The sequence below is a fragment of the Winslowiella sp. 2C04 genome, from assembly GCF_050037805.1.
GTDB lineage: Bacteria > Pseudomonadota > Gammaproteobacteria > Enterobacterales > Enterobacteriaceae > Erwinia > Erwinia toletana_A.
In genome coordinates this window covers 3,214,879-3,231,464 of sequence record NZ_CP188300.1, presented here as the reverse complement: position 1 = coordinate 3,231,464, position 16,586 = coordinate 3,214,879, and the positions used below count along the sequence as shown (strand labels likewise).

16 protein-coding genes and 1 pseudogene are annotated in these 16,586 nt (G+C 56.4%); 10 read left to right on the top strand and 7 right to left on the bottom strand.

Translation table 11 applies throughout. The features are described from left to right. Positions 1 to 24: 24 nt before the first annotated feature. Both treC and treB read right to left on the bottom strand, forming a co-directional pair. Complete coding sequence (gene treC, locus ACP3TC_RS14525) at positions 25 to 1,695, bottom strand: alpha,alpha-phosphotrehalase (protein ID WP_426816720.1); 1,671 nt, start codon at positions 1,693 to 1,695, stop codon at positions 25 to 27. A 56-nt stretch (positions 1,696 to 1,751) separates the two neighbouring features. Continuing rightward, positions 1,752 to 3,170, bottom strand: coding sequence for a PTS trehalose transporter subunit IIBC (gene treB, locus ACP3TC_RS14520; protein WP_426816719.1), 1,419 nt, complete (start codon positions 3,168 to 3,170; stop codon positions 1,752 to 1,754). 235 nt (positions 3,171 to 3,405) lie between these two features. Here treB and treR point away from each other — a divergent pair, with 235 nt between their 5' ends. From treR to modC, 5 genes and pseudogenes are all read left to right on the top strand, one after another. After that, the gene (gene treR / locus ACP3TC_RS14515; protein WP_313857633.1) at positions 3,406 to 4,362 is read left to right on the top strand and encodes a trehalose operon repressor TreR; all 957 of its coding nucleotides are present in this window, start codon (positions 3,406 to 3,408) and stop codon (positions 4,360 to 4,362) included. Between the two features lie 90 nt (positions 4,363 to 4,452). Continuing rightward, positions 4,453 to 4,608: an AcrZ family multidrug efflux pump-associated protein gene (locus ACP3TC_RS14510; RefSeq protein WP_313856546.1), complete on the top strand. Its 156-nt coding sequence runs from the start codon at positions 4,453 to 4,455 to the stop codon at positions 4,606 to 4,608. Positions 4,609 to 4,750: 142 nt separating this feature from the next. Beyond that, the gene (gene modA, locus ACP3TC_RS14505; protein ID WP_313856547.1) at positions 4,751 to 5,527 is read left to right on the top strand and encodes a molybdate ABC transporter substrate-binding protein; all 777 of its coding nucleotides are present in this window, start codon (positions 4,751 to 4,753) and stop codon (positions 5,525 to 5,527) included. Next, the gene (modB, locus tag ACP3TC_RS14500; protein ID WP_313856548.1) at positions 5,524 to 6,213 is read left to right on the top strand and encodes a molybdate ABC transporter permease subunit; all 690 of its coding nucleotides are present in this window, start codon (positions 5,524 to 5,526) and stop codon (positions 6,211 to 6,213) included. Before modA ends, modB begins: the two co-directional genes overlap by 4 nt. Continuing rightward, positions 6,213 to 7,270 (top strand): annotated as a pseudogene (gene modC / locus ACP3TC_RS14495) (molybdenum ABC transporter ATP-binding protein ModC). Before modB ends, modC begins: the two are co-directional and overlap by 1 nt. Here modC and ACP3TC_RS14490 read toward each other — a convergent pair. Then, positions 7,271 to 8,089 carry a pyridoxal phosphatase gene (locus ACP3TC_RS14490; RefSeq protein WP_426816718.1) on the bottom strand — a complete coding sequence of 273 codons (819 nt, stop codon included), beginning with the start codon at positions 8,087 to 8,089 and terminating at the stop codon, positions 7,271 to 7,273. It abuts the pseudogene before it with no gap. A gap of 157 nt (positions 8,090 to 8,246) precedes the next feature. On the opposite strand from ACP3TC_RS14490, the gene pgl reads away from it, so the two are divergent. Then, on the top strand, positions 8,247 to 9,242 hold the full coding sequence (gene pgl / locus ACP3TC_RS14485) for a 6-phosphogluconolactonase (protein WP_426816717.1): 996 nt from the start codon (positions 8,247 to 8,249) through the stop codon (positions 9,240 to 9,242). A 60-nt stretch (positions 9,243 to 9,302) separates the two neighbouring features. Here pgl and ACP3TC_RS14480 read toward each other — a convergent pair whose 3' ends face one another. From ACP3TC_RS14480 to bioA, 4 genes are all read right to left on the bottom strand, one after another. Next, positions 9,303 to 9,779 carry a kinase inhibitor gene (locus ACP3TC_RS14480; protein ID WP_313856562.1) on the bottom strand — a complete coding sequence of 159 codons (477 nt, stop codon included), beginning with the start codon at positions 9,777 to 9,779 and terminating at the stop codon, positions 9,303 to 9,305. A 19-nt stretch (positions 9,780 to 9,798) separates the two neighbouring features. Further along, positions 9,799 to 10,479, bottom strand: a complete 681-nt coding sequence (locus tag ACP3TC_RS14475) for a type 1 glutamine amidotransferase domain-containing protein (RefSeq protein WP_313856563.1) — start codon at positions 10,477 to 10,479, stop codon at positions 9,799 to 9,801. Then, the gene (locus ACP3TC_RS14470; protein ID WP_313856564.1) at positions 10,476 to 11,531 is read right to left on the bottom strand and encodes an NADP-dependent oxidoreductase; all 1,056 of its coding nucleotides are present in this window, start codon (positions 11,529 to 11,531) and stop codon (positions 10,476 to 10,478) included. The genes ACP3TC_RS14475 and ACP3TC_RS14470 overlap by 4 nt, the downstream gene beginning before the upstream one ends. Positions 11,532 to 11,606: 75 nt before the next feature. After that, positions 11,607 to 12,899, bottom strand: coding sequence for an adenosylmethionine--8-amino-7-oxononanoate transaminase (bioA, locus tag ACP3TC_RS14465; RefSeq protein ID WP_313856565.1), 1,293 nt, complete (start codon positions 12,897 to 12,899; stop codon positions 11,607 to 11,609). A 90-nt stretch (positions 12,900 to 12,989) separates the two neighbouring features. Between bioA and bioB the strand changes: the two genes are divergently transcribed. Genes bioB through bioD form a run of 4 tightly spaced genes read left to right on the top strand, consistent with a single transcriptional unit; the run spans position 12,990 to position 16,581 of the window. Beyond that, on the top strand, positions 12,990 to 14,021 hold the full coding sequence (gene bioB / locus ACP3TC_RS14460; RefSeq protein ID WP_313856566.1) for a biotin synthase BioB: 1,032 nt from the start codon (positions 12,990 to 12,992) through the stop codon (positions 14,019 to 14,021). Continuing rightward, positions 14,021 to 15,175, top strand: coding sequence for an 8-amino-7-oxononanoate synthase (gene bioF, locus ACP3TC_RS14455; protein ID WP_426816716.1), 1,155 nt, complete (start codon positions 14,021 to 14,023; stop codon positions 15,173 to 15,175). The genes bioB and bioF overlap by 1 nt, the downstream gene beginning before the upstream one ends. Further along, on the top strand, positions 15,156 to 15,914 hold the full coding sequence (bioC, locus tag ACP3TC_RS14450; RefSeq protein ID WP_426818283.1) for a malonyl-ACP O-methyltransferase BioC: 759 nt from the start codon (positions 15,156 to 15,158) through the stop codon (positions 15,912 to 15,914). The genes bioF and bioC overlap by 20 nt, the downstream gene beginning before the upstream one ends. Continuing rightward, positions 15,907 to 16,581 (top strand): dethiobiotin synthase, encoded by a 675-nt coding sequence (gene bioD / locus ACP3TC_RS14445; RefSeq protein WP_313856568.1) that lies wholly within the window; start codon positions 15,907 to 15,909, stop codon positions 16,579 to 16,581. The genes bioC and bioD overlap by 8 nt, the downstream gene beginning before the upstream one ends. Positions 16,582 to 16,586: the final 5 nt, after the last annotated feature.

The following is a 16,586-nucleotide window of genomic DNA, read 5'->3' as shown; positions in this document are numbered from 1 at the left end:
ATTCCACCCCCGACAGGATCAGGGTTAAGGCTCCAGTAGCCACCATGCTGCTTCATAAGGTTGTAGCGTTAGGGTGTCTGCCGACGGCTGAGAGCCGGGATAGTTGCTGTAAAGCAACCACCAGTGGCTGCTATCTGGCAGCAGATTCTCACTCAGCGTCAGCGGTTCGCCACTAAGGTTAGCGATGACCCGCAGCGTAGTACCGGCTGTCTGGCGCTGATAACACCATAAATGCGGGTGATCGGGTGCTAAATCGGTATAGTCACCGTGGGTCAGCACCGGCAGGGTTTTACGTAACGCAATCAGCTGCTGATAGGTGTACAGCACCGAGTCACTGTCGGCCTGCGCCTGTGCGACATTAATCTGGCGATAGTTATCGGCCGGTTCAATCCAGCTGTCACCCTCGGTAAATCCGGCGTTGCGCCCGGCATCCCACTGCATCGGCGTGCGGCTGTTGTCACGTGATTTCTGACGCAAAATGGCCAGTAGCTCTTCGGCATCGCGCCCCTGTTCGCGCAGCGTATTGAACATATTCAGGCTTTCCACGTCGCGATACTGATCAATCTGCGTAAAGTGAGGGTTGGTCATGCCGATCTCCTCGCCCTGATAGATATACGGCGTGCCCTGCATGCCGTGCAGCACCATCGCCAGCATTTTGGCCGCCACGTTGCGCAGCTCACCTTCGTCACCAAGGCGCGAGACGATGCGCGGCTGATCGTGATTACACCAGAACAGCGCGTTCCAGGCATAGCCGTGCATACCCTGTTGCCACTCCGAGAACAGCCGTTTCAGCATCAGCAGATCCGGTTTGGCACGGCTCCATTTTACTCCGCCCGGATAGTCAATTTTCAGATGATGAAAATTAAAGGTCATCGACAGCTCCTGGCCATCTAACCTGGCGTAGCGGCGGCAGTGCTCAAGCTGAGTGGAGGACATTTCACCGACCGTCATCAGTCCGCGCGGCTGAAACACATCCCGGCTCATCTCATGAAGAAACGCATGAATGTTAGGACCATCGGTATAGAAGCGGCGGCCATCTCCCTGATGGTCGTCTGGAAAATCCGGATGTTTCGATACCAGGTTAATCACATCAAGACGTAAGCCATCCACGCCTTTATCCGCCCAGAAATGGCACACCTGTTTAAGTTCGTTGCGTACCGCCGGATTTTCCCAGTTCAGATCGGCCTGCTCGACGGCGAACGAGTGCAGATAATACTGTCCGCTCTCCTGGTGCCATTGCCATGCCGGGCCGCCAAACTTCGAATGCCAGTTATTCGGTGCTTTACCCTCGACGCCATCGCGCCAGATATAGTAGTCGCGCAGTGGGCTGTGCGGATTGCAGGCGTCCTTAAACCACGCGTGTTCGGTCGAAGTGTGGTTAAACACCATGTCCATCACTACGCGAATATTGCGCTGATGCGCTTCTGCTACCAGCCGCTCGAAATCCGCCATGGTGCCAAAGGCGGGATCAATGGCGTAGTAATCGGCAACGTCGTAGCCATTATCCACCTGTGGCGAGAGGTAAACCGGCGTCAGCCAGATGGCATCGACACCCAGCCACTGCAGGTAGTCGAGGCGCTGAGTGATACCATTAAGATCGCCGACACCATTACCACTGCTGTCCTGAAAACTGCGTGGATAGATTTGGTAAATAACGCCGTTCTGCCACCAGGGAGTGGGGGTGTTGTTCATCATAAAACGTCCTGTATTAGCGCGGTGGTGCAAAATTTCTGCGCCACCGGGTTTAAAAATTACATTACCGGCAAGGCATTCATGCGGGTTTTACGTTTGTAAACTGCGATGGTCAGCACCAGCGGCACCACAATCGCAACCATCATCGCGATGCTGTAGATCTGCCAAAATTGCGGCTGAATCGACAGAATGCCGGGTAAACCGCCGACGCCAATACCGTTTGCCAGCACGCCAAAGCTGCCGCAAATCAGCCCGGCACAGGCCGAACCGATCATTGCGCACAGCATCGGGAAGCGATATTTCATATTGATGCCGTACATAGCCGGTTCGGTGACGCCGAGATAGGCAGAGATCGCGGCTGGGACCGATATTTCGCGTTCGTTGGCTTTACGGCTGATCAGGATAATTCCCAGCACCGAAGATGCCTGAGCGATATTCGACAGCGCGATAATTGGCCAGACCGGTGTGCCACCGAGGTTCTGAATCAGCTGTAAATCGATAGCCAGCGTGGTCTGATGCACGCCGGTAATCACCAGCGGTGCGTAGAGGAATCCAAATAAGGCGGCACCAATCGGAGCGAAACTGCCGGTCATCAGCCCTTTTACCGCCCAGGCGACGCCATCACCGATCATGCGTCCCAGTGGACCGATCAGCGTATGGGCGAGGAATACCGCCAGCAGCAGCGAGACCACTGGCACCACCACCATATATAAGTAAGCAGGCACCCAGCGTTTCAGGCGCAGTTCGATAAATGCCAGCGCCATACCGGCCAGCAGTGACGGGATCACCTGTGCCTGGTAGCCCACTTTCTCAATGGAAAACAGCCCAAAATTCCAGACTTCCGGTATTTGTTGGCCGATCTGATAGGCGTTCATCAGCTGCGGCGAGACCAGGGTGATGCCAAGCACAATGCCCAGCGCCGGGGTGCCGCCCATTTTTTTGACCGTTGACCAGCAGATGCCCACCGGCAGATAGAAGAAGATCGCTTCGCCAATCAGCCACAAAAAGTCGTACACCGTTTGCCAGAACGGATGCCCCTCGGTTAATGGCCGATCGCCAAACAGCGGCACATCACCGATAACGTTGCGGAAACCGAGAATCAAGCCGCCGCTGATCAATACCGGCAGCAGTGGGAAAAAGATTTCGGCAAAGTGAGAGATCAGACTCTCATGCCAGCTCATATTTTGACGTGCGGCGCGTTTGGCGCTCTCTTTATCGCTGGAGTCCAGTGCGGCACGTTGCAATAACAGCTTGTACCAGTCATCAACATCGACGCCGATCACTACCTGAAACTGGCCGGCATTGGTAAAGCAGCCTTTTACCATCGGCAGGGATTCAATCGCCTTGGGATCGGCAATCGTTGGATCATTTAGCACAAAGCGTAAGCGGGTAATGCAGTGCGTGACGGCGGCGATATTGGCTTTACCGCCAACCAGCGCAATCAGGCGATCTATATCCTGGGGATTGGATTTTTTCATTATGTTTTCCTGCCAGTTTCACGGAAGAGACAAGGGCAATCTGGAGCAGCGTGAAGATATCGGGTTCCGCGGGATAACATAAGTGGGAACGTTCCCATTTATGATTGCTGTCACAAAAAATCTGCGTTTTCCGGCTAAATTTACCGGACAGATCGCTACCGACGGCAGAGGTGGTACACTCAGCGAATTGGCTTTATGGCAGCGTTGCCCCGAACAAGGCTTACCTTTCAATACCATGCAATCATCTCAACCGCGTCTTACCATTAAAGATATCGCTCGTCTTAGCGGCGTCGGTAAATCTACCGTCTCCCGCGTGCTGAATAATGAAGGCAAGGTGAGCCAGCAAACCCGCGAGCGGGTAGAGGCGGTGATCCGCGAACAGGGTTTTATTCCGTCGAAATCTGCGCAGGCGATGCGCGGGCAGAGCGATAAAATCATCGGCATTATTGTTTCCCGTCTTGATTCCCCTTCGGAAAATCAGGCGGTACGGGCAATATTGCCGCTGCTGTATGAGCAGGGCTACGATTCCATTCTGATGGAGAGCTTATTGAACGCCGAGCTGGTAACGGAGCATTTGCGCGTGCTGCATCAGCGTAATGTCGATGGGGTCATTCTGTTTGGCTTTACCGGGCTGCACAGTGAGATGCTGCTGGAATGGCAAAGTAAAATGGTGGTGATGGTGCGTGAATACGCCGGATTATCCTCGGTATGCTTTGACGATGCCGGCGCGGTCAGCTTGCTGATGAAGCGATTGCACCAGCAGGGCCATCAGCAAATCAGCTATATTGGCGTGGACGAAAAAGACGAAACCACCGGACGTCTGCGCCATCAGGCATACCGCGATGCCTGCCAGCACTATAATCTGACGCCGCATGCGGCGCTGGGCGATCTCAGCTATCAGAGTGGCTTCAACCTGGCGGCGCAGGTGATTAAACCCGACACCAGCGCGCTGATTTGTGCCTCGGATACCATTGCGCTGGGGGCGATCAAATACGTGCAGCAGCATCCGCAGACGCGGTTAAAAATTTGCAGCATTGGCCATACTCCGCTGCTGAGCTTTCTGTTTCCCGATACCGTGTCGGTGGATTTAGGCTTCAGCGATGCCGGACAGGCAGCGGCGCAACAGCTGGTTGGATTGCTGAACGGGCAGTGCGAAATTCGCCAGCTGACGGTTCGCTGTCAACTTGATTGAGTCAGTGCAATGTAAAGCGCACAAAAGGTCAGTGCACTTTTTTCTGCTGCCGTTACAATAGTTTCTTTGCACAGCTCAGTTGAGGCTTCCATGTTTGAATTATTAAAAAGTCTGGCATTCGCTGTCATCATGGTGCCGGTAGTGATGGCTCTTATCCTCGGTGCGATTTATGGCCTGGGTGAAGTGTTTAACATCATCTCCAAAATTGGCCATCGTGACGACCAGCCAGCTAAAAACCGCCAGTAATCCTGTTTTCAACGCCTGACTCTGTCAGGCGTTCTGTTTTATCCCCCCCCCTCAATTTTCATCACCGTTTGCCGATAAACCACATGACAGCTTTTGAATTGTCGTTATATCATTAAATATATAACGTAACCTGGAGAGTGCTATGTCTGTTAAATTGAGCCGCTGGTTTACCGGCGCCGCGATAACGTTATCGCTGGCGGGCCACGCGGTGGCGGCTGACAATACCATTACCGTTTTTGCTGCGGCTTCGCTAACTAATGCGCTTGAGGATATTGCCACGCAGTATCAGCAGGGAAAGCCGGTTAAAATCGTCTCATCATTCGCCTCATCTTCGACGCTGGCGCGCCAGATTGAGCAGGGCGCGCCAGCGGATCTGTTTATCTCTGCCGACCAACAGTGGATGGACTATGCCATCGATAAACACAGCGTTGATAAGCAGACGCGTTACACGCTGCTGGGCAATGAACTGGTACTGATTGCCCCGACGGCCAGCCAGCCACAGCCGGTCGATATCAGTAAAACCACTGACTGGAAAAGCCTGCTGAAAGGTCAGCGGCTGGCGGTCGGCGACCCGGATCATGTGCCTGCCGGCATTTATGCTAAAGAGGCGTTACAAAACCTGGGTGCCTGGGAGACGCTTTCTCCGGTGATGGCGCGTGCCAACAATGTGCGTGCAGCGCTGGCGCTGGTCGAGCGCGACGAAACGCCTTACGGCATTGTGTATGGCTCCGATGCTGTTGCCAGTAAAAAAGTGAAGGTAGTCGGAATCTTCCCGGCTGACAGCCACAAGCCGGTTGAGTATCCGATGGCGATTGTCAGCCAGCATCCTTCCGCCGCCGTCAGTGCCTTCTTTCAATACCTGAAAAGCCCGGAAGCGGCGGTCATCTTTAAACGCTATGGATTTGCACCGCGGACATGATATTGAGTGATGCCGAATGGCAGGCGGTTGAACTGAGCCTGAAAGTCTCCACGCTGGCGGTAATCTGCAGCTTGCCGCTCGGCATCCTGATGGCGTGGATTCTGGTGCGCTGTCATTTCCCCGGTAAAGCGTTACTCGACAGCGTCATCCATCTGCCGCTGGTGCTGCCACCGGTCGTGGTCGGTTATCTGTTGCTGGTGGCGATGGGACGACGCGGCTTTATCGGCGAATGGTTATATAACTGGTTTGGCTTCAGTTTTGCCTTTAGCTGGCGCGGCGCAGCACTGGCTTCGGCGGTGGTGGCTTTTCCGCTGATGGTCCGCGCTATACGTCTGGCGCTGGAAGCGGTCGATACCCGTCTGGAACAGGCGGCGCGTACGCTGGGAGCCGGGCGCTGGCGGGTGTTTTTCACCATAACCCTGCCACTGACGCTGCCGGGTATTATTGTTGGCACCGTGCTGGGTTTTGCCCGCTCACTGGGCGAATTCGGTGCCACCATTACTTTTGTGTCCAATATTCCGGGTGAAACGCGCACGATTCCACTGGCGATGTACACGCTGATTGAAACGCCGGGTGCTGAAGGCGCGGCGGCACGACTCTGCGTCATTGCTATCGTGCTGGCGCTGGCGTCGCTGCTGGTTTCCGAATGGTTGGCCCGCTGGGGTCGTAAACGGCTGGGGGCCTGATGCTGGAACTTAACTTCACTCAGCAGCTGGGTAACCATCAGCTGACGATAAACGAAAAACTGCCGGCGAAGGGCATCACCGCAATTTTCGGCGTATCCGGTGCGGGGAAAACCTCGCTGATCAACGCCATCAGCGGCTTAACCCAGCCGCAGCAAGGCTTTATCCGGCTTAATGGTCGGATGCTGAGCGACGCAAAAAACCGGATTAATTTACCGCCGGAAAAGCGTCGCGTCGGCTATGTATTTCAGGATGCGCGGCTGTTTCCACACTATCGGGTACGCGGTAATTTGCAGTACGGCATGGCGAAAAGCATGAAGCCGCAGTTTGACAGCCTGGTGCAGCTGTTGGGTATCGAACCGTTATTGGCGCGCTTTCCCTGGTCGCTATCCGGCGGCGAAAAACAGCGGGTGGCAATTGGGCGTGCGCTACTGAGTGCGCCGGAAATTTTACTGCTGGATGAACCGCTGGCTTCGCTTGATATCCCGCGTAAACGTGAGCTGTTACCTTATTTGCAAAAGCTGGCGCAGCAGGTCGATATTCCGCTGCTGTATGTCTCGCACAGCCTGGATGAAATACTGCATCTGCCGACAACGTGCTGGTGCTCGATCAGGGCAAAGTAAAAGCGTTTGGCGCGCTGGAACAGGTGTGGAGCAGCAGTGCGATGCGGCCTTGGCTGCCGCGTGCCGATCAGAGCAGCGTGCTGCGCGTGCAGGTGCAGGATCAGCACCCGCGCTATCAGATGACCGCGCTGTCGCTTGGCGATCAATCTATCTGGGTCAGTCGGCTGGAGCTGCCGCTGAAAACGCCGCTGCGCATCCGCATTCAGTCCGCTGATGTCTCGCTGGTATTGCAGCCGCCGCTTAACAGCACCATCCGAAATGTGCTACCCGCGGAGGTGACAGAGCTGCTGGACATTGAGGGGCAGGTTGAAGTCAAACTGCAGATCGGTAACAGCGAGCTGTGGGCGCGAATCACGCCCTGGGCGCGCGATGAACTGGCGATCAAGCCGGGAATGTGGCTGTATGCGCAGATTAAAAGCGTGTCGATCACACCCTGATTACAGCACTTCGCGATAAATGATTTCTGCAATGCCCGGCTCGAGATTGGTGCCGATAACCCGGCCGGCGCGGGCTTTGATAGCTTCGTCGGCATTGCCCATCGCTACGCCTAAACCAACGGTTTCCAGCATGCTGAGATCGTTATAGTTATCGCCAAACGCCAGCACGTCACTCATTTGGTAGCCTGCCGACTCCACCCACTGCGCCAGGCGCTTTCCTTTGCTGTTACCTTCTTTGGCAATATCAACCTGATCGTGCCATGACCATTCGCACGCCAGACCGAGCTGTTGTTCTACGCTGTCAGCGAACTGCTGTAATGCGCTGGTGTCTGGGTGGGAGAGGGCAAATTTCCAGATTGACTGTGCCGACTGCGCCGCTTCAGCCAGGCTGTCGACCTGCAGGAAGGTCGGACGCTGCGATTCCGGCAGTGACTGCGCCCAGTTAAGCGTGCGGGTGACGTGACCGGTGGCGTTCTGATACAGCATCGCGTTATCGACATACAGCAGACCATGAATCGACTGCTGCTCGAGCATTTCAATCACTCTTTGCGCCTGCGGTTTGGCCAGTGGGTCGGACGCCAGCACCTTTTTCGCCTGATAATCATACAAATAGGTGCCATTACAGCAGATTGCAGGTGTATCTAACGCCAGTGCCTGATAAAAAGGATGGATAGCCACGTGATGACGACCGGTGACGATCAGCACTTTTACGCCAGCCTGTTGCGCCTTCGCCAGTGCTTCCAGCGACTCAGGGAGTATGGTTTTATTGGGGGTCAGCAGGGTGCCGTCGAGATCAAGGGCAATTACGCGATAGCTCATAAGTCATTCCGGTGGTAATTATTAATAAGTCAATGATACTACACCTTGCTGCTGTTTCGACCAAACCAGCCGGTGACAAATCCAACTGACGGGCTGCCGTAAAACACGCTACGCTTTGCGGCAGGTCTCTCTTTCAGGCATTGAACAAGGAGCATTCATGAAACAAGTTGTCTACACCGCCAGCCCCGAAAGCCAGCAAATCCACGTCTGGCAGCTCAGCGAGCAGGGCGAGCTGACGTTACTGCAGGTGGTTGACGTCGCCGGACAGGTTCAGCCAATGGTAGTGAATCCGACCCAGGGTTATCTCTACGTCGGTGCCCGCCCAGATTTTCGTGTGATCGCCTTCCGTATTGCTGAAGACGGTACGCTGACAGAGGCCGGACAGGCTTCGCTGCCGGGCAGCCCGAGCCATATTTCCACCGATCGCAACGGTCGCTTCTTATTCAGCGCCTCGTATAATGATGCCTCTTTCAGCATCAGCCCGATTGGTACAGACGGCTTGCCACAGGAGCCGAGCCAGGTGATTGGCGGACTGGAAGGCTGCCACTCGGCCAATGCTGATATCAGCAATCAGACGGTGTTTGTCCCGGCGCTGAAACAGGACCGCATCTGCCTCTATTCGCTGAGCGCTGATGGCAAGCTGGAACCGCGTCAACAGGCGCAGGTGACTACCGTTGAGGGCGCAGGGCCGCGCCATATGGCGTTCCATCCGAATCAACAGTATGCCTATTGCGTGAACGAGCTCGACAGCACCGTAGACGTCTGGCAGCTGAACAATGCTAATGGCGAAGTGGAACGCGTACAGAGTCTGGATATGATGCCGCAGGGCTTTAGTGATACGCGCTGGGCGGCCGATATTCACCTGACGCCGGATGGCCGTTATCTCTACGCCTGTGACCGTACCGCCAGTGTGATAACTGCATTCCGCGTCAGTGAAGACGGTGGTCTGCTTGAGGTGGTTGGCTATCAGCCTACTGAACAGCAGCCGCGCGGGTTTAATATCGACCACAGCGGCCAGTATCTGGTGGCGGCAGGACAGAAGTCGCACCATATCGAAGTGTATAAAATCGCTGCTGAGACCGGGCTGCTTAACCCGTTAGCACGTTACGCGGTAGGCCAGGGCCCGATGTGGGTGGTGATTCACCAGCTGTAATTATCCTGGATGCCAGTTTCTAAAGTGGGCGGCGAAATGTCGCCCACTTAATTTGCTGAATTAATTGAAAATTACAGTTAATGATGCGCTGCCCAGGGTATGGAAATGCACATTAAAACCGAGCACGGCACCACTGTCGTGTTCATCCACTTCCAGCTTTTCCACATCTAACGCATACACGGTAAAGATATAGCGATGCGATTCACCTTGTGGTGGCGCAGCACCGCCGTATCCGGCATGACCAGAATCGGTACGGGTCTGTACCGCCTCGGCAGGCAGTTCGGCAATGCCGGAACCCGCACCCTGCGGCAACACCGTAATATTGGCCGGAATATTCGCCACGCCCCAGTGCCACCAGCCGGAACCGGTTGGCGCATCAGGATCGTAACAGGTGACAACAAAACTTTTGGTGCCGGATGGCACCTCATCCCATGCCAGATGCGGAGAGATATTCTCTCCCTGATAGCCTTTGCCGTTAAACACATGGCGCAGCGGCATCTTCTCTCCGTGATTGAGATCCTGGCTGTAAATTCTCATCAACGCTCCTGTATATAATTTATTTCTGCAGTAACTTCAGTAACGCTTCAGCGGCGGCGGCGGAAGAGGCGGGATTCTGCCCGGTCACCAGCTGACCATCGGTCAGGCTAAGTACGCCCCAGTCATCGGTACGTTCAAACTGTGCGCCCAGCTGTTTCAGCTGATCTTCCACCAAAAAAGGCACCACGTCGGTCAGCCCGACCGCCTCTTCTTCACTGTTGGTAAACCCTGTCACGCGCTTGCCGGCCACCAGCGGCGTGCCGTCAGCATTCTTAACGTGACGCAGTACACCGGGCGCATGACAGACCGCGCCAATCGGTTTACCGCTGGCATACAGGTTTTCAATCAGCGCGATGCTGTATTTATCTTCGGCCAGGTCCCACAGGGGGCCGTGACCGCCGGGATAAAACACCGCGTCATATTTGCTGCTGTCGACAGTTTCCAGCTTCAGGGTATTAGCCAGCGCCTGCTGCGCGGCGGAGTCCTGACGGAAGCGGTCGGTATCGGCAGTTTGTGCCTCAGGCTGATCGCTGACCGGATCAAGCGGTGGCTGCCCGCCCAGCGGTGAAGCCAGCACCACATTGGCACCGGCATCTTTAAACACATAATAGGGTGCGGCAAATTCTTCCAGCCAGAAGCCAGTCGGCTTGCCGGTGTCGCCCAGTTTATTGTGGGAGGTTAATACCATCAGCACTTTCATTTTTGTTCTCCGGGTTGATCAGCGGCAACGCGTACCACCACTTTGCCAAAGTTCTTACCTTCCAGCATACCAATAAAGGTTTCCGGGGCGTTATCCAGCCCGTCAACCACATCTTCGCGGAACACAAAGCGATCTTCCGCCACCCACTGGCTCATCTGACGGAAAAATTCCTCAAAGCGATGGGCATAATCCTGGGTGATGATAAAGCCCTGCACGCGCAGGCGTTTACGCAAAATGGCGCCCTGGAACTGCGTCAGGCGGTCCGGGCCGGCTGACGGACCAGTCGCATTATAGCTGGCGATCAGCCCGCACATCGGGATACGCCCTTTGCTGTTCATCAGCGGCAGTACCGCATCAAATACTTTGCCGCCAACGTTTTCAAAGTAGACGTCGATGCCGTCGGCAGCGTAGCGTTTCAGTTTTTCGGCCAGATCGTCCTGATGATGATCCAGGCACTTATCGAAGCCCAGCACGTCCTCGGCGTAGCGGCATTTTTCCGCACCGCCAGCGATACCAATCACATGGCAGCCTTTCAGTTTGGCGATCTGTCCGACAATCGAACCCACTGCACCGGTTGCGGCAGCCACCACCACGGTTTCGCCCGCCTGCGGCTGACCAATATCCAGCAGCCCCATATAGGCGGTGAAGCCAGTCATCCCCAGCATTCCCAGCGCCCAGGAAGGGTGCTTGAGTACCGGGCCGCTCAGTTTAAACAGGTCGTTGCCGTTTGACAGGGCAAAGTCCTGCCAGCCGCTCTGGCTGACCACCCAGTCACCCGGCGTATAGTCATCATGGTTAGATTGTTCAACAATCGCGACGGTGCCGGCACCCATCACCTCATCAATCGCCACCGGTGGCACATAGGACGGGGCATCGCTCATGCGTCCGCGCATATATGGGTCGAGCGACAGCCAGACGGTGCGCAGCAGTACCTGCCCCTCTGCCGGGACAGGGACATGCTGATGCTCAATGCGGAAATTGGCTTCAGTCGGGGCACCGTGAGGGCGCGACGCCAGTACTACACGGCGATTGGTGTCTGTTAGTTGCGACATAATCGGCTCCTTTGCGTTTTAGTCAGTGACTAAAAGCGTAGCGCATCACTACTCGCCGTGCCCGCTGGCAGGTGTTCAGTGCCCCTGAAACAGCACAGGCTGTTCAACCGCGGCGATAATTGCATCGGTCAGCTGCTTAAGCGCTGATGCTTCAATCACATACGGTGGCATCAGGTAGATTAAGCGACCAAATGGCCTGATCCAGACGCCTTGTTCAACAAAGAACTGCTGGATTTCCGCCATCTTCACCGGCTGGTGCGTTTCAATCACGCCGATGGCACCGAGTACGCGCGCATCGGCCACCCGCGGATGATCGCGCAGCGGTAACAGCGCGCTGCGCAGCTGCTGTTCGATGCTGGCAACCTGATCCTGCCAGTGGTTTTCCGCCAGTATCGCCAGGCTTTCGCTGGCTACCGCACAGGCCAGCGGATTGCCCATAAAGGTCGGGCCGTGCATAAAGCAGCCTGCTGCACCGTTACTGATGGTCTCTGCCACCTGACGAGTGGTCAGCGTGGCAGAGAGCGTCATGGTGCCGCCGGTCAGAGCTTTACCAACGCAGAGAATATCCGGCGTGATATCGGCATGTTCACAGGCGAACAGTTTGCCCGTGCGGCCAAAGCCGGTGGCGATTTCATCGGCGATCAGCAGTACCTGATGCTGGTCACACAGCTCACGCACCCGCTGCAAATAGCGCGGATGATAAAAACGCATGCCGCCCGCGCCCTGCACAATCGGCTCCAGAATCACCGCCGCCAGCGACGATTTATGGTTGCCGATCAGTTGTTCAAACGAATCGACATCGCGCTCCAGCCAGCGGTCGTCAAAGCGACACTGTGGCGCATCGGCAAAGCGATGGCTCGGCAGGTAACCCTGATACAGGCTGTGCATCGAGTTTTGCGGATCGCAGACCGACATCGCGGCAAAAGTATCGCCGTGATAACCGTTACGAAGGGTGAGAAATTGCTGACGCTTTTCGCCGCGCGCCTGCCAGTATTGCAGCGCCATTTTCATCGATACTTCGACCGCTACCGAGCCGGAATCGGCGAGAAATATACACTCCAGTGCCGCTGGCGTCATCGCCACCAGCTTACGGCACAGCGCGACCGCTGACGGATGCGTAATGCCGCCAAACATCACGTGCGACATCTGGCCGATCTGCTGCTGCATTGCCTGATTGAGGCGCGGATGGTTATAACCGTGGATCGCCGCCCACCAGGATGACATGCCATCGACCAGCAGGCGTCCGTCGCTCAGTTGCAGTGAGGTTCCCTCAGCCGCAACGACCGGATAGCAGGGCAGGGGATCGGTCATCGAGGTATAGGGGTGCCAGATATGATTGCGGTCAAAAGCGAGGTCGGATGGGGTCATAGCGAGACTTGTAAACCAAAATAAAAAGATTTAGTTTACAAGTATAACTCAGCAGTGAATATTTACGACCCCCTTTTTTTGGAGCAAGCAATGGCAAACCGTTGGACAATCGCACAGGCGCAGGCCCTGTTTAACAAGCCTTTTCTCGAACTGATGTTCGAAGCGCAGCAGGTGCATCGCCAGCATTTTGATCCGCGACAGGTGCAGGTCAGTACCCTGCTTTCAATCAAAACCGGAGCCTGCCCGGAAGATTGTAAATACTGTCCGCAGAGTGCGCGTTATAAAACCGGTCTGGAATCCGAACGCCTGATGGAAGTCGAAGAGGTGCTGGCGTCAGCACGCAAGGCGAAAGCCGCCGGCTCCAGTCGTTTTTGTATGGGCGCAGCCTGGAAAAATCCGCACGATCGCGATTTACCCTACCTTGAGCAGATGGTGAAAGGGGTCAAGGCGATGGGCATGGAAACCTGCATGACGCTCGGCACGCTGAACGACAGCCAGGCGCACCGCCTCGCTGACGCCGGTCTCGATTTTTACAATCACAACCTCGATACCTCGCCAGAATTTTACGGCAGCGTGATCACCACCCGCAGCTATCAGGAGCGTCTGGATACGCTGGGTAAAGTGCGCGATGCCGGGATTAAAGTCTGTTCCGGCGGCATTGTCGGGCTGGGCGAAACGGTGAAAGATCGCGCGGGTCTGCTGGTACAGCTGGCGAATTTGCCGGTGCCGCCAGAAAGCGTGCCCATCAATATGCTGGTGAAAGTGAAAGGCACGCCGATGGCTGATAACGAAGACGTCGAGCCGTTTGATTTTATCCGCACCATTGCCGTGGCGCGCATTATGATGCCGGCTTCCCATGTACGCCTGTCAGCCGGTCGCGAGCAGATGAGCGAGCAGACGCAGGCAATGTGTTTTATGGCCGGAGCCAACTCGATTTTCTACGGTTGCAAATTGCTGACTACGCCAAACCCTGAAGAAGATAAAGACCTGCTGTTGTTCCGCAAGCTGGGGCTGAATCCTGAGCACACCACCACTGACGCAGGGGATAACGAGCAGCAGCATGTGTTGACCGAGCAGCTGTTTAATGCCGATAGCGATAAGTTTTACAACGCGGCGGTCTGATGAGCTGGCAACACCGCATACAGCAGGCGCTGATGCAGCGCCGGGAAACCGGCCGACTGCGTCAGCGCATCCTTAATCAACAAGGCGATGCGCGCTGGATTGAGGTCAATAACCAGCGTTATCGCAACTTTTCCGGTAACGATTATCTTGGACTGAGCCACGATTTACGGGTGATACGTGCCTGGCAGCAGGGGGCTGAACGCTACGGCGTTGGCTCTGGCGGCTCGGGGCACGTCACCGGTTATACCGCTGCCCATGCCGAGTTCGAAGCGCAGCTGGCCGACTGGCTCGGCTATTCCCGCGCCTTGCTGTTTATTTCCGGTTTTGCGGCAAATCAGGCGCTGATTGCGGCATTAATGGCGAAAGGTGACCGTATCTTCGCCGATAAATTAGCGCACGCTTCATTGCTGGAAGCCGCGAGCCTTAGTCCGGCAACCCTGCGTCGTTTCAGCCACAATCAGCCCGCCAGCCTGCAAAAATTGCTGACCGGCGACAGCGCAGCGGAAACGCTGGTGGTGACTGAAGGGGTATTCAGTATGGACGGCGATGCCGCTCCGCTGGCGCAGCTGCATCAACTGGCACGGCAGGCCAGCAGCTGGCTGATGGTGGATGACGCGCACGGGATTGGGGTGCTGGGCGAGCAGGGGCGTGGCAGCTGCTGGCAGCAACAGATCAAACCGGAATTGCTGGTGGTCACCTTTGGCAAAGCTTTTGGCGTCAGCGGGGCCGCGGTGCTCTGCGATAACGATACTGCCGACTATTTGTTGCAGTTCGCCCGTCATCTGATCTACAGCACCTCAATGCCGCCTGCGCAGGCCTGTGCGTTACAGGCAGCACTCAGGGCGGTTCAGCAGGGCGACGAACTGCGGCAGCAGCTGGATGAAAATATCGCCCGTTTTCGTCGGGGCGCAGGCGAACTGCCCTATACCCTCGGCGATTCACAAACGGCGATCCAGCCGCTGATCGTCGGGGAAAACCAGGCCGCCGTGGCGTTAGCTGAGCGGTTACGCGCGCGCGGCTGCTGGGTGACAGCGATCCGCCCGCCTACCGTGCCGCCGGGCACCGCAAGACTGCGGATTACGCTGAATGCCAGCCAGCAGCCAGATGATATCGATGCACTACTGGAGAGGCTGTATGACGCTCAGGGTGAATAAACAGGCGGTGGCGCAGGCATTTGGCCGCGCCGCGCACAGTTATAACCAGCATGCTGAGCTGCAACGACGTTGCGGTGAGCAGCTGATGTCGCTGATCGATATCACCCCGTATCACCGCATACTGGATGCAGGCTGTGGCACCGGCTGGTTCAGCCAGCGCTGGCGTGAGCGCGGTTGCGAAGTGACAGCGCTCGATCTTTCTGCGGCGATGCTGGCACAGGCGCAAAATTGCCAGGTCGCGCACCACTATCTGCATGGCGATATCGATGCGATACCGCTGCCCGATCGGGCGGTCGATCTCTGCTGGAGCAATCTGGCAGTACAGTGGTGCGATGATTTAGCCCATGCGCTTAACCAGCTGTGCCGGGTGACGCGCGTCGGCGGCAAGGTGCTGTTCTCCACGCTGGCAGCCGACTCGCTCAGCGAAGTGCGTGATGCGTGGTTACAGGTTGACGGTGCGGTACACGTCAATCCTTTTCTTCCCGTTGAACAGATCGCCGCTGCCGCTGCCGGAAGGTCAATGCAGCTGAGCCAGCAGACGCTGACGCTGGCTTTCCCGGACGTGCTGTCGGCGATGCGTTCGCTAAAGGGGATTGGCGCAACCCATGTGCATCAGGGCCGCAGTGCCGGACTGATGACCCGCCAGCGTCTGCAGCAGCTGGAGAATGTCTGGCAACGCGACGCGCGCGGTTTTCTGCTCAGTTACCATTTAGTGTTTGGAGTGATTCATTGTGAGTAAACGCTGGTTCGTCACCGGAACCGATACCGAAGTGGGAAAAACCGTCGCCAGCAGCGCCTTGTTGCAGGCGGCGGTGCGTGCAGGCTATTGTGCTGTCGGCTACAAGCCGGTGGCATCGGGCTGTGAATCAACGCCCGCTGGGTTGCGCAACAGCGACGCGCTGGCGCTGCAAAAATACAGTGCGCTGGCATTGGATTATCATGAGGTGAATCCGCTGGCCTTTCTTGAGCCGACTTCGCCGCATATCGTCAGCGCCGAGCAGGGCAGAGCGATTACGTTCAGCCAGATGTCGGCCGGGCTGGCGCAGCTCAGTGCCAAAGCGGACTGGGTGCTGACCGAAGGGGCAGGCGGCTGGTTTACGCCGCTTTCTGAGCAGACGACGTTTGCCGACTGGGTCAGACTGGAACAGCTGCCGGTAATCCTGGTGGTCGGAGTTAAGCTGGGCTGTATTAATCATGCCATGCTGACCGCGCAGGCGATTGCCGCCGCCGGATTGCCGTTCGCTGGCTGGATTGCTAACGATATTGCGCCGCCAGGTAAGCGGCATCAGGAATATCTCGCCACGCTGCGCCAACGGCTGCCGGCGCCGTTTTTAGGCGAAATCCCGTGGCTGACCAGCCCTGAAGCATTCGACCACGCAGGCGACTTCCTGCGGCTGCCAGATTAACCGGC